9 protein-coding genes are annotated in these 14709 nt (G+C 47.0%); 8 read left to right on the top strand and 1 reads right to left on the bottom strand.

Translation table 11 applies throughout. The annotated features are described in order from the left end of the window. Window positions 1–275: 275 nt before the first annotated feature. A complete protein-coding gene (locus Q1A69_RS03785) occupies window positions 276–1850 on the top strand; it encodes an ABC-F family ATP-binding cassette domain-containing protein (protein ID WP_299581334.1) in 1575 nt (524 codons plus the stop codon). Window positions 1851–1892: 42 nt separating this feature from the next. After that, the gene (locus Q1A69_RS03780) at window positions 1893–3428 is read left to right on the top strand and encodes a cryptochrome/photolyase family protein (protein WP_299581331.1); all 1536 of its coding nucleotides are present in this window, start codon (window positions 1893–1895) and stop codon (window positions 3426–3428) included. Between the two features lie 325 nt (window positions 3429–3753). Here the strand turns inward: Q1A69_RS03780 and Q1A69_RS03775 are convergent, their stop codons facing one another. Next, window positions 3754–4170 carry a VOC family protein gene (locus tag Q1A69_RS03775; protein ID WP_299581329.1) on the bottom strand — a complete coding sequence of 139 codons (417 nt, stop codon included), beginning with the start codon at window positions 4168–4170 and terminating at the stop codon, window positions 3754–3756. Window positions 4171–4821: 651 nt separating this feature from the next. Between Q1A69_RS03775 and Q1A69_RS03770 the strand changes: the two genes are divergently transcribed. The 6 genes from Q1A69_RS03770 to pepN all read left to right on the top strand — a co-directional run bounded on the left by Q1A69_RS03770 (window position 4822) and on the right by pepN (window position 14347). Further along, a complete protein-coding gene (locus Q1A69_RS03770; protein WP_299581326.1) occupies window positions 4822–6429 on the top strand; it encodes an ABC-F family ATPase in 1608 nt (535 codons plus the stop codon). Between the two features lie 446 nt (window positions 6430–6875). Further along, window positions 6876–7661, top strand: coding sequence for an outer membrane protein OmpK (locus Q1A69_RS03765; RefSeq protein ID WP_299581323.1), 786 nt, complete (start codon window positions 6876–6878; stop codon window positions 7659–7661). Between the two features lies 1 nt (window position 7662). Continuing rightward, a complete protein-coding gene (locus Q1A69_RS03760; RefSeq protein ID WP_299581321.1) occupies window positions 7663–9024 on the top strand; it encodes an NCS2 family permease in 1362 nt (453 codons plus the stop codon). An 11-nt stretch (window positions 9025–9035) separates the two neighbouring features. Further along, entirely contained in the window at window positions 9036–9599 is a 564-nt protein-coding gene (locus Q1A69_RS03755; protein WP_299581319.1) for a phosphoribosyltransferase family protein, read from the top strand. Window positions 9600–9986: 387 nt separating this feature from the next. Beyond that, on the top strand, window positions 9987–11327 hold the full coding sequence (locus Q1A69_RS03750; protein ID WP_299581317.1) for an aspartate aminotransferase family protein: 1341 nt from the start codon (window positions 9987–9989) through the stop codon (window positions 11325–11327). Between the two features lie 326 nt (window positions 11328–11653). Further along, window positions 11654–14347: an aminopeptidase N gene (pepN, locus tag Q1A69_RS03745; protein ID WP_299581315.1), complete on the top strand. Its 2694-nt coding sequence runs from the start codon at window positions 11654–11656 to the stop codon at window positions 14345–14347. Window positions 14348–14709: the final 362 nt, after the last annotated feature.

The raw sequence follows: 14709 nt of genomic DNA, 5'->3' as shown, positions 1-14709 counted from the left end.
CTTGGATCTGGACACCATAATGAAGGCTTCTTGCATCTTCCTAGATAGTTTACTATTCTATGTATCTTCAAGAACTCTTTACAAGCCCAAGTACTTTTTCAACATCCCATTCTAGAGCCTATTACGCCAATGAACTAAGCCCTGCACAACACTGGAAATGAACCCGTTTTCTATTGCGGAACTATTTTATCCTGTGCAGGTGGCGTAATTTTAACAGGCAATTCTAAAACCCAATAAATATATTGCGCCACCCATTCCGATCGTCGGAGGGCCATATGACGGCTATTTGTACTCTTGAGAATCTCTCATTGGCATTTGGAGGTACACCTTTATTCCTAAAAATAAATTCAGAGTTACCTGCCGGCATAACCGGTCTAGTGGCACCCAATGGCGGGGGGAAATCCACACTTCTAAAGGTACTCTCTTCCCAAATCCCTATTGATAACGGTCATTTTACATGGAAAAAACCAAACCATCTGGTGCGGCAGTTTTATAACCTATCCAGTTTCAAGATTGTTGATTTCCTGGAGAAGGGACAACTTTGGAAATTATTTACGCGTATTGAACAAGGTCTTGCTACTGAAGAAGACTTCGCAGCCGTTGCAGATTACTGGCATATACCCTTAACCTGGCAGCGGCAGCTGGAATCAGTAGAAATTACAGCACCGCTGGATACCCCAATCGAACACCTTAACGGCGGGCAAAGAACGAGATTATTTCTCTCCCATGCATTCTCCAAAAAAAATCACTACCTTCTATTGGATGAGCCCAGTAATCATCTTGACCGGGAAGGCAGGGAATGGTTACGCAATAGCTTAATGCAACACCCAGGAGGAGCTTTGGTAGCCAGTCATGATCGAGAACTATTGGAATATGTAAACCAGATATTCGAACTACACCAACAAGGTCTTAGACTTTACGGCGGTGGGTATAGCTCTTATCAGCACAGACGCAATATTGAGCAGGCAGCTTTGTTACAAAAGGCCCAAGATAATCATAAAGAGCTTCGGCAGATAAACAGGATAAAGCAACTCTCTATACAAAAATTCGCAGAAAGACAGCGGCAAGGTGAAAGTAAGCGAAACTCCCAAAGTAAAAGTTTACTTGATGCACAGAAGAATCGTGCGGGTCGAGGTTTTGGGAAAGTAAAGCGTCGACTTGAGCAACGTCAATTAAATTTGGAGATAAGGCAAGATGCATTACAAGCTAGATCCAGGAAAGAAACCTATAGATTAAAGCCACAGAAACTTGATATCAAAACCGATGATTTACGCGGGGGAAGACGACTGCACCTGGAGAATATATGCCTTCCCCGTGGTAGCCATAAAGATCCAATTTCCCTGACCCTTCAAAGTGGAGATCGCTGGCAGGTCACAGGAAGCAACGGAAGTGGAAAATCAACCCTTCTTAAGATTATCGCGGGTCAACTCAAGGCTAAAAAGGGAGTTTGCCAGCATTATGGCAATTATTGTTATCTGGATCAGGACCTTAGCTTTCTCAACAAGAGTTTATCTGCTTTGAGTAACCTTAATCACCTATATCCTGGCCGTAGTGAGGGACACTGGCGCACAATGTTAGCGACTATGCGCCTAAGGGGTGATTTGGCGTTGCGTCCTCTAAAAGACTTAAGTGGCGGAGAACAGTTAAAAGTGGCACTGCTTGCAGCCACACGTGGCAACCCCACTACAGATCTGCTACTACTGGACGAACCGGATAATTACCTGGACCTGGATTCCCGCAGACTTCTTGAGAAGGCACTTGTAGGGTTCCCCGGAACTTTTCTATTGGTTTCGCATGATCCTATTTTTATTGAAGCGATAGGCGTCAACGGCCAATATAAACTTGAATAGTAAAATGACCAACTATATGGCTACCAAAGAGAGGTCGTACCTGTGAAAACTCTTCGGCTGATTCTTGGAGACCAACTCAACTACAAGCACTCCTGGTATCGTAATGACGATCAGAGCATATATTACTTCATCGCTGAGATGCGCCAAGAAACAGATTACGTTGTTCACCATATTCAAAAAGTAACGGCCTTCTTTGAAGCCATGCGGGAATTTTCGGCATGGCTAAAATCTCGCAAGAAACAAATTATATACTACCAGCTCCAAGACAAACAGAACCAGCAAGACCTATCAAAAAATATTAAAAATCTAATAGAAAACTACGGATTCGAGAAATTTGAATATCAATTACCCGACGAATATCGACTGGATCATCAGCTAAAAACATTATGCACAAAGCTTAAAATAGACTTTGAAACCTATGATACCGAACACTTTCTTACCAAAAGAGAGGACTTGACAGAATTCTTCAAAGGCAAAAAAAGTCTTTTAATGGAAAGCTTCTACCGTCATATGCGCAAGAAGCACAAGATCTTGATAATTGGTGACGAAACCCCAGAAGGAGGAAAGTGGAACTACGACCAAACCAATCGGAAAAAATGGAAGAAAAACATCAAAATTCCGCATCAATATCAATTCCGCAAATCAGTATCTGCAACATTCAATCGTATTGTTAAATCTGGCATAAAAACTCTGGGGAAAATTGATCCGGAACACTTCCCATGGCCAATTAATCGCAAAGATAGCTTAAAAATGCTTCACCATTTTTGTAAGTATTTATTGCCACATTTTGGTGACTATCAGGATGCCATGGACCCAAAGGAAGTTTACCTTTTCCATAGCCGCTTAAGTTTCTCCCTCAATAGTAAGATGCTTAATCCCTTAGAAGTTATAGAAGCGGTCATTGGCCAATGGGAATGTAATAAAGAGGTTATTCACATCAATCAGGTTGAAGGGTTTATTCGTCAGATACTCGGCTGGCGTGAATATATGCGTGGTATCTATTGGAGAGAAATGCCACATTATAGAAAGCAGAATAAATTACAGAACTCTAAACCGCTTCCCGCTTTCTACTGGGATGCAGATACGGATATGAATTGCCTGCACCAAACCATCAAAAATAGCCTGCAGCACGCCTATGCTCACCATATCCAACGTCTGATGATTACCGGCAACTTCGCCCTGCTAACCCAGACTAATCCGGACCAAGTTGAAGCTTGGTACCTAGGAATCTATATAGACGCCATAGAGTGGGTAGAAATGCCTAATACGAGAGGTATGAGCCAGTATGCTGATGGCGGCCTAGTTGCCACTAAACCTTACATTAGTAGTGGTGCTTACATCAATAAAATGAGTAATTACTGTAGTGAATGCCGGTATAATGTAAAAGAAAGGATTGGCAATGATGCATGTCCCTTTAACAGCCTCTACTGGAATTTTCTCCTAAAAAAGCGCAGTCATTTCAACAAAAATCCGAGGATGGCTATGATGCTAAGCCTCTTAAATAAACTCACCTTCAGTGAAAAAAAAGACATTCAAAATCACGCCGATCGGTTTATAAAGTCTTTACAGATTGATTAGCATTACCTTTTTAAATTCAAACACTAAAAACATTTAAAATCTTGCTTCACCCCCGCCCAGAAAACCTGACTGTGAGCTTTAAAGATATAGCCAATCTTTACCTTTTACGAACTCTAAAGATAAGACTATCAAATTAACCCCAAAAATCTTTCAGCATAGGCTAAAAAATTAAGTGGTTTTTAAGAGTCACTCGCCCTAGGTGCCGGGGATAGGAATGTAAATAAAACTATTTTAGAACTATTTACGAAACTTTATTTAACCTAACCTTCCAGGCGACAAAGAGTACTTGGAAGGCGGCAAATTAATATCTGATTCCCGGTGAGCTTTATTTAAACATCAACTCTGGATTCAGCATTGTCTTCATTTCCAAAACATTACCGTTTGGATCTTCAATAAAGAAGGTTTCCTGCTCATACTCACTACCCACAAAGCGACGGTAAGGCTTATCCAGGTATTCCAGGCCAGCCGCTTCGATACGACCTTTGAGTGCCTGGAACTCATCTTCCGGTAAGTGAATGCCAAAATGAGGAACCGCAACCGCTCCCATATCCACTTTGTGGCGCACATTTGGCAGCTTTTCTTCACTTTGATGCAGAGTCAGTTCATTGCCCCAGAAATCGATATCAACCCAGCGCCCTTCTTCACCGTTTCCGGTTTTACAGCCGAGTACATCGCAATAAAAAATTTTCGTGGTCGCCAAATCCCCAGCAGGGATGGCAAGGTGTAGACAATTAGATTTCATAAAACCTCCAGACTTTGCCTGCTCCTGAGAGAAATCAAAAAATTGATAGTCTGGCACTTATACCTCATTAGTACTCCAACCCTCAATTCCCTGAGAGCAGCAATATTAGCCTTGCCACCCAAACTCCCCAAAGGATACAAATAAGATCAATTGATCCGTTCATTATTTAAATTAAATTGGTCGCTTTATTGTTTGGCGACCTTTTGCCGGGGGATTCCCATCACCAGACGGTCATAAAGCTACTTTGACCTTAACTACAGAATCTGGATTTGAATAGTATACAAATGTATATCATCGTATCCCACCCAAGAGTGGAATATCCTCCTAGCCAGACGACACACTTTAACACAGGTATTTCAATAAATAATAATGTGGTCAAGGTTATGACCAGATGTAAGACAGCGTATCTCTTCGCGGTAGCCACTGAGAAGTTAGTACTCGCTTAGAGCTTACCCACCATTTCCCCCCCGACGGATTCCACTTTAAGCTCTAGGCTACTGGGTCAACCTCTATACCACTGGGCCTGCTCAATTATTGAACATATTCCTCGACACCCCCGCTCTAAATCCTTATAGTGCGCCCCCCGCAGTACGCCTCCAATTTTGGCGAAGCTGGTTTACCAGCCCACTTGCAAGCTCCAGGAATACGCCCTTGATCACCACCGCAAATATCACCATGCAGTTTGGTGCCCAGCCACTGTTTGAAAACATCTCGGCAAAGTTCGGCAATGGCAACCGCTATGGCCTTATTGGGGCCAATGGATGTGGTAAGTCGACCTTTATGAAGATTCTGAGCGGGGCCCTGGCACCCTCAGCTGGTAATGTATCCATTGCGCCTGGATGTACCCTGGGCACCTTGAGCCAGGACCAGTTTGCCTTTGAAGAGTACACTGTGGTCGATGCGGTCATTATGGGAGATGTCCGCCTGTGGGAAATAAAGCAGGAGCGTGACCGCATATACTCGCTGCCGGAAATGAGCGAAGAAGACGGTATGCGCGTAGCCGAATTGGAAGTCCAATTTGCTGAGTTGGATGGCTATAGTGCAGAGAGTCGTGCTGGCGAAATTCTGTTGGAGGCCGGCATCGACGAGTCCCTACATTTTGGGCTTATGAGCCAGGTAGCTCCCGGTTGGAAGCTGCGGGTATTGCTCGCCCAGGCGCTCTTTGCCGATCCCGATATCTTGCTATTGGACGAACCGACCAATAACTTGGATATCCATACGATCAAATGGCTAGCTGATGTACTCAATCAGCGCAAAAGCACCATGATCATCATTTCTCACGATCGCCATTTCCTGAATTCTGTCTGCACGCATATGGCGGATATAGATTACGGCGAATTGCGAATTTTCCCCGGTAACTATGAGGACTTTGTTGCGGCCTCGACGTTGATACAGGATCAGCTGCACGCGGAGAATGCCAAGAAAAGTGCCGAGCTGGACGAGCTTCAGAGCTTTGTAAACCGCTTTTCAGCCAATGCCTCTAAGGCCAAGCAAGCCAGCTCCCGCGCGAAGAAGATGGAAAAAATCAAACTGGACGAAATCAAGCCCTCCAGTCGAGTGAGTCCTTATATTACATTTAACCAGTGTAAAAAATTGCACCGCCAAGCACTGACCCTGGAGGGACTATCTCACGGTTTTGAAAGTGAAGTGCTATTTAAAGATGGGGAAATGCTACTCGAGGCCGGTGCTCGCTTGGCAATTATCGGAGAGAATGGCGTTGGCAAAACAACCTTCCTGCGCTGTCTGGTCAATGAGATCCAAGCCAACAGTGGTGATATCAAATGGTCGGAAAATGCCGCTATCGGCTATTGCCCACAAGACAGCAGTGCCGATTTCGACGGTGACCTAACGATATTTGAGTGGATGTCCCAGTGGCGCACGCCCAAGCACGATGACCTGGCTGTGCGAGGTATTCTGGGCCGGCTGTTATTTACTGCAGATGATTCCAACAAGAAGGCCCAGGTGTGCTCCGGCGGCGAGAAGAATCGCCTGCTGTTCGGCAAGCTCATGATGATGGACACCAATGTGCTAATCATGGACGAGCCAACCAACCACTTGGACATGGAGGCTATTGAGGCTTTGAACAAAGCGCTAGAGAAATACGAGGGCACCCTGATTTTCGTGAGCCACGATCGCCAGTTTGTCTCATCCTTGGCAACCCGAGTTGTAGAAATCAAGGATCAGGCGCTGATCGACTTCCAGGGTACCTACGAAGAGTATCTGGCGCACCAGTCAAATGCAGAGCAACAGGTAGCCTGATTCTTCATGGGGGGAGGCAGGTTGAGGCTATCAACCCTCGTCCAGCTCCCCCCCTGTTTTCCCGACAAAAAGCACATCGCCAAGTACGTTCATTTACGGTAAGGCGTATGAACCCAAGACACCAAAGACAATAAAATCCGGTTACGGCTAGCTGAAGAGCTTCGCCCTCCCCCTTGCACACCAAAATCTTTGGAAAACCCACCTCAGGCTCTCTCTAGATCAATTTCCTATAAAAGACACTTAAGGCCAAACAAAGCATCAACTTTTAACGTATTTAAAAGTTAATTTACTTTTTCCTGCCTGGTATGCCTTCAAGCATTAATAAAAAACACTGGAAAATAGGGCACAAATTCTGGTACATTCCGCGCCTATTTTTTAACCAACTGCCGACTAGAGTGTCGGCCGCCAGTGCGGTTTCCGCCTGTCGCTGTAACAGAGGTAATACAATGAAACCAACTAAGCCCCTGCTACTGCTGGCCACCGGCCTGTTATCTGTAGCTGCACAAGCAGAAATGACTTGGAGCGATAACAGCCTCAGCCTGTTGTATGGCCGCGACTATGAAATGAACTACGGCCTCAACACCGATGATTCCGAGCGCTCCGTCGTGACCTTTGAGCACGCCAGCGGTCACAGCTGGGGCGACCTGTTTATTTTCGCCGACTACCTGGCTTCAGAAGATGACTCCAAAGAGCTCTATACTGAAATTTCGCCGCGCCTGAGCCTGGGGAAGCTCAGCGGTCGTGAACTGGCTTGGGGGCCAGTAACCGACGTATTGGTCGCCAGCACTGTTGAACTGGGCAACATGGACGACCCAGATCATCTCACCGCTACTGGCCCACACTTCACCAATATTCTGACAGGGCTCGGCTTTGATCTTGCGGTACCGGGCTTCTCCTTTGTACAGGTTAATGCCTACCATCGTGACAACGACGACAAAGCCAGCAACGAGCAGCTGACCCTGGTTTGGGCCATGCCGTTTACCCTCGGCGAGGCCAGCTTCGTCTACGACGGTTTTATCGATTGGACCAGTGCCTCAGAAAACGCACACCCCAGCATGAATTTCACCTCCCAGCTCAAATGGGATGTAGGCGCTAATTGGGGTGACTCCAAGGCACTGTATGCCGGTATCGAATATGTCCATTGGAATGACAAGTTTGGGTTCAAGGACGGTACCTACAACACAGATTCCAATGAGCGCAACGTAAACCTGCTAGTAAAGTACCACTTCTGATATGAAACCCTCTGATATCCAAACATCAGCGACCCCAGGGTCTGGTATTCCCCAGGCGGGCGGCGACGCCTCTTTATTGGAAAAGCTGTTCAAGCTGTCTGAGCGTCAGACAAATATTCGCCGGGAAGTCATTGCCGGTGTGACCACTTTCCTGACCATGGCTTACATCATTTTTGTAAACCCCAACATCCTGGCGGCGGCTGGTATGGATAAGGGCGCCGTGTTTATGGCGACCTGTCTTGCTGCTGCGATCGGTTGTTTGATTATGGGGCTATACGCCAACTATCCCATCGCACTGGCGCCGGGAATGGGCCTCAACGCCTTCTTCGCCTATGTGGTCGTGGGTGAGATGGGTTACAGCTGGCAAGTGGCCCTGGGTGCGGTGTTTATATCAGGGGTGATATTCCTATTACTCAGCATCTTTAAATTGCGCGAGTGGATAATCGACAGTATTCCCACCTCCCTGCGCCAATCCCTGGCAGCCGGTATTGGTCTATTCCTGGCGATCATCGCCCTGAAGAGCTCTGGAATCGTGGTTGCCAGCCCGGCCACCCTGGTGACCCTGGGGGACCTTAAGTCTGTTGAAGCCATGCTGGCTGCTCTGGGCTTCTTTATTATTGTGGCTTTGTCCTATCGCCGTATGCTCGGCTCGGTAATGATCGGCATCCTCGCGGTTACCGTTATTGCACTGGCCATCGGTAAAGTAGAGTTCACCGGCCTGGTCTCCGCACCACCGAGCCTGGCGCCCACCTACCTCGAACTGGATATCGCCGGGGCATTTGAAGTGGGCATGATCAGCGTGATCTTCGCCTTCCTGTTCGTAGACCTGTTCGATACTGCCGGCACTCTGCTGAGTGTCTCCGACCGCGCCAAGCTACTCGATGAAAACGGTAAGTTGCCGGGCATGGGCAAAGCCCTGATGGCAGACAGCTCCGCTTCCGTAGTGGGTTCCGTACTGGGCTCCTCTACAACCACCTGTTATGTAGAGAGCACCGCAGGTATAACCGCTGGTGGACGCACCGGTCTGACGGCTGTGGTTTGTGCCGGCTTATTTCTCCTGGCAACTTTCTTCTCACCACTCATCGGTATGATCCCCGCTTATGCGACCGCGGGCGCCCTGTTGTATGTTGGTGTCCTGATGACTTCCGGGCTGTCTTCCATCGACTGGGATGACATCACCGAGGCAGCTCCGGCTGTGATTGCGGCGGTTATGATGCCGCTGTCCTTCTCAATCGCCCACGGTATTGCACTGGGCTTTATTGCCTATGCAGTCATCAAAACACTGAGCGGACGCAGCAAAGACGTCAGTATCAGTGTCTATGTGTTAGCGGCACTCTTTGTTGCCAAGTTCGCCTTTTTCTGAGGGGTACATAGATGAAAAAGCACTTTATCAGCGCACAGCAACTCCTAACGGATTCCTACGCGCTTGCGGAACAGATCTACCAGAGTGGCTTTCGCCCCAACTACATCGTCGGTGTTTGGCGTGGCGGGGCTCCGGTGGGTATCGCAGTACAAGAACTGCTGCACGTGATGGGTGTGGATGCGGATCATATCGCTATCCGAACTTCCTCCTACCTCGGCATTGGCGAACGTGATAAGAACGTCCGTGTGCATGGCCTGAACTACCTGATCAAGCGCCTCGAATCCCATGATTCGCTGCTGATCGTAGACGATGTACACGACTCAGGCCTAAGTATTGAGCAAACGGTCTTAGACCTGCGTGCCGCCTGTAAAAAGAACACGCCAGAAATTCGTATCGCAACACCTTACTACAAGCCCAAAAACAATAAAGCCAAGCGCGAACCGGATTACTACATCCACAAAACCGAAGAGTGGCTGGTGTTTCCCCACGAGATCGACGGCCTCTCGCGGGAAGAGATCCTGGAAAACAAGCCTGAATTGGCGCCTTATGTTGACCGGATTGCCACCGCAGTCTAAGCAGCTCTGCAACCGGGGGAGGCCGCCCCCGGTCCTCCCCCTAGCCGCCTTTATATACGTTAAGCTCAAAAGCCCCGACGCAATCACTTCCTGGTATCACGTTAACCCAAGCACGGATCGGCTTCAGGGGTTAAAAAGAACCTCATGCATTACCGCTATTCTATTATTTAGCGTTAATAGCAGCCCCAAGTCACTCATTCTCAAATCCTAGCGGCCCCATACTCCAAACCTTTCTTAATAATCCCCACTTATTCTTCTAAAGTTAGTTTTGGCCAATGTATTAAATGGAAAAGTTGGTCCAGAATTAAGGAGTTCTGAATCACTCCCTGATATCTCTAGCTTTCACAGACGCCGTAAAATAACTGACCCAATTGTCGGAAAATAAAAATGAACGACAAGCTCGCAGGACTGACCCAAACACAACTCGATGCCCACTGGATGTCTTACACGGGAAACCGACAATTCAAACGGGACCCGCGTATTATTACTGCCGCCGATGGCTGTTATTACACCAGTGCCGATGGTCGTCCAATATTTGATGGCCTCTCCGGCCTGTGGACCTGTGGAGCAGGTCATAATCGAAAAGACATCGCCAAAGCCATTAGCCAGCAATTGGCAAAACTCGACTACGCTCCCGCCTTCCAGTTTGGTCACCCTGGTTCCTTCGCATTGGCTGAACGGATTACCCAACTGATGCCGGAAGGGCTCAATCGGGTATTCTTCACCAACTCCGGCTCAGATGCCGTAGAAACCTCCCTAAAGATTGCCCGTGCCTATTGGCGCAAGAAAGGGCTAGCCAGCAAAACCAAATTGATTGGCCGCAGCAAGGGGTATCACGGAGTAAACTTTGGTGGAGTCAGTGTCGGCGGAATCCGAGCCAATCGAGCCATCTTCGGCCCAGCCCTCTCTACCTCACACCTACCTCATACTCTATTATCAGAAAATCGTTTTAGCCGTGGACAACCCGAGTGTGGTGCACACCTTGCCGAAGCATTACTCGATATTATCGACTTACATGATGCGAGTAATATTGCCGCCGTTATTATTGAGCCGATGGCCGGCTCTGCCGGCGTTCTGCCTCCACCAGAGGGATATCTACAGCGACTGCGCGATATTTGTGAACAGCACCAGATTCTCTTGATTTTCGATGAAGTAATAACAGCTTTCGGACGACTCGGTAGCGCCACCGGTGCTGAGATCTTCGGTGTAGTACCAGATATCCTAAACACAGCAAAACAGCTCACCAACGGGGTAATTCCCATGGGTGCTGTTGTTGTGCAGCAAGAGATTTATGAGTCGTTTTTGCAACAGGGCGGACCGGATTACCAACTCGAACTGCCCCATGGCTATACCTATTCAGCGCACCCTGTCGCCTGTGCCGCGGCATTGGCGACTTTAGATATTTTAGAACGAGATAATCTGTTTAAGCGCTCTGCCGAGCTCGCCTATATTTTAGAAGACTATATACATCAGCTGCGCAATCTGCCGTTAATTTATGATATCCGCAATTGCGGCCTGGCCGCTGCACTTACCATTGAAAGCGCTCCTGGCGAGCCGCTACTGCGACCGTTCCTTATTGCCCTAAAAATGTGGGATAAAGGTTTTTATATCCGCTATAGCGGTAACACTCTGCAATTGGGCGTGCCTTTTATTTCCCGCAGCGAAGAAATTGACGGGCTCATTAACGCTCTGGCCGAGTCTATCTTAGAGGTGGCCAATGGCCAATAAATTTTGATATTTATTCAATTCACCGCAAAATACGCCTCAATTAATTTATAACATCGTCTAGTAAAATTATTCCAAATTCCAATCAGGTAAGATTGTTATTCTCGGTTTTTATGGATTAGCAACTACTCAACCGTAATACTATGCATACTACTGATAACATTTATACTGCAAGACTGAGCAAATTGATGGAACTTAAACCCCCTCTTCATAGGGGCGTATATAGAAATATCACAGCATTATTGACCAATTCCCGAAAAGTGAATTGATAAAAGCGTTTCCGTATAACTCAAATCAGGCCAAAACAATAATCAATAAGTGAGAACACCATGATACAAAAGTACAAATTAGCAGGTACAAAACTTGCTATAACCCTAGCCTACAGCATCATACTGGCAGCCTGTGGCGAGAAATCCGCCCCCCAGGATAATGCGCTAAATCCTGTAACAGGATCGCCGCTACGAGTAGAAACCGCCGGTCTTTCTGAAAATTACGCCAAACTGCGTAAACAACAGATCACCAAGGTGGACTACCAACTGAGTGTTCATCTAGACAGTGTCGATGACCATTTTTCAGGCACCATGATTGCTGAAGTCGATTTCAACAGAGTTCTTCAACAACCTCTCACCATCGACTTTTCCGACGGCACGGTAGAATCTGTCAAAGTGGATGGACAGGAGCGTCCTTTCGACTACAACGGGCACTTTATCCGTATAGCCCCAGCTCAGCTTCCAAAGCAACAACATAAAATTTCGGTAAACTATCGGCATCCCTACTCCAATAATGGCTCCGGATTACACCGCTTCAAAGATCCGATAGATGACAAAGTCTATATGTATACCGACTTTGAACCCTATGATGCCAATCGGCTTTTCCCGCACTTTGATCAACCAAACTTAAAAGCCCGCTACACCCTGGATGTTACCGCCCCCAAAGATTGGATAGTGATCAGTGCGGAACGAGAAAACCGTATTGAGGAAATGGGAGAGCTTAATCATTGGTTTTTCCCACAAACGCAAAAGTTTTCCTCCTATATATTTTCTCTTCATGCCGGCCCCTATCATGTTTGGGAGGACGACGCTGAGGGCATCCCCCTGCGCCTGATGGCCCGCCAGAGCCTGGCAAAGTACGTGAAAACTGAAGACTGGTTTACTTTTACCAAACAGTCCTTTGAGTTTTTCCAGCCCTATTTTGAAATAGACTATCCCTTTCAAAAGTATGACCAGATCCTGGTGCCCGACTTCAATGCCGGCGCCATGGAAAATGTGGGCTCGGTCACTTTTAATGACACCTACGTCTCCCGCGGAGAAAAGACCCAGGCACAACGTATGCGCCTGGCCAATGTGATCGCTCATGAATTAGCACATCAATGGTTCGGTAATCTCGTCACCATGAACTGGTGGGATGACCTTTGGCTCAATGAGAGTTTCGCCACCTATATGGCCAACCTGTCCCTGGCCGAAAACAGTGAATTTACCAACGCCTGGGAGAACTTTTACCTAGGTACCAAGCAGTGGGCTTATCATTCCGACCAACGCCCCACTACACACGCCATCCAATTGCCCGTAAGAAATACCGATGAAGCTTTTGCCAACTTCGATGGTATTACCTACGGTAAAGGTGGCTCGGTACTCAAGCAACTACCTTATTACCTGGGAAAAGAGGAATTCCGTAAAGGTGTCAGCAATTACCTGAAAGAGCTCTCCTACCAAAATTCAACACTCGATGATTTTATAGGGCACCTGGGCAAAGCTGCCGGTATAAACCTAGATAACTGGCAACAGCAATGGCTCTATCAGGCAGGCCTTAACACCATTGAAGCCAGCTTCCAGTGTGAAAATGCGCAGATTAGTAGCCTGACCCTCAAGCAGAGCGCACCCGAAGCGCACCCGACCCTGCGCGAACAGCGCACACAGCTCGGTTTTTATCGCATGGATGGTGAAAGTATGAAGCGTTACGCCACTTTGCCGGTTCTGTACAGCGGCGCAATCACAAAGGTAAAAGAGGCAAAGGGCCTGCCCTGCCCGCAAATCCTCTACCCAAACGAAGGCGATTGGGCATTTGCCAAGGTGAACCTGGATACAGTAACCGTACAGAATATGGCGCAACATATTAACTCTATCGAGCAGCCATTTGCACGTCTGATGTTATGGCAGAGCCTGTTTGATAGTACTTATGATGCAAAGCTGCCTCTGGATGAATATATCAGCTTTATTATCAACAACGGGGCTGTAGAACAAGATATCAATGCTATCCGACTCAATGCGCGTTATCTCAGCTTTGTTTACAGTTACCTAAATCAGATTCCTATCGATAAAGAGCGCCGCACCGAACTACGACTGGCTATTGAGGAGTTTGTCTGGCAACAACTTCAACAGGCATCCGGCGGTAGTGACCAGCAGAAAGTTTGGTTTGGTATTTTTACCAGCGTGGCTCATTCATTGGCGGCGCTCAATAATGCCAAGCAGATGTTAATGGGTGAACTCGCTATTGAGGGGCTGACACTGGACCCCGATATGCGTTGGGAATTGATTAGTCTTCAGAATCGCTATCTATTTTCTGACTATGAGGAAGCGATTACTCGAGAACTGGAAAAAGATAGTTCTGACAGATCAAATCTTAACGCTATAGCCGCTGAGGCGATTAGACCTCTGCCAGAAACTAAGAAAAAATGGCTGGATAACCTAATTTTGAATAGGGACAAGTTCAAGTTAAGCGAACTCCGCAGAGCAACTTCATCCTTATTCACCTCGGAGCAAATTGAACTTTTTAACCATAATAGAGAGCGTATATTCGCTGCTTTGGAGCAGATCAATAATGAAGATTCTTCAGAGTTGATCAGCACCTACGCATACATGTTTCCCCTTATGTGTTCGAAGGAGGGCGCTCAGAAAATTAGCGCTACTTTGGAGGGGGAGAAGCCGCTCAAACCCATGCTGATCAAGGCATTTAAGAACCATCGATATACTAGCGAGCGCTGTATCAAAATGGGGCAAACCCTCCTAAAGCATCAACAGGGTTAATCTTGACCTTAATCGTATAGGATGCTAACCAAGGGCCTTTATACCTATATACCAGCAACAAATGCCCCCAACAAAGAAACCATTAAGGGCCCCTGGGCCCTTTTTTAATTATTTTCGATTTAAATTGTAAAAATATACTTAAATTGATATAAAACCAATTGTTATAGCGACCCTATTCCTAGTACTTACAGGCTTGGCGACAGAGAAGTCAAATTATCGTTCAGCTGTATCTTTAAGAAATACTCCTCTGCGGCTTGGTTCTCATAATGGAGGTCGCTCAGCTCAAACTTACCGTGGATGGCCATTAAAATTCATAGTACGTGCCCCATTTTTGCAACATACACCCGATGAAAGTAAAGGCG

Origin of the sequence: uncultured Microbulbifer sp. (assembly GCF_947498635.1) — a bacterium.
Classification (GTDB): domain Bacteria; phylum Pseudomonadota; class Gammaproteobacteria; order Pseudomonadales; family Cellvibrionaceae; genus Microbulbifer; species Microbulbifer echini.
The sequence above is the reverse complement of the archived record's forward strand: the minus strand, read 5'-3'. Positions and strand labels throughout refer to the sequence as shown.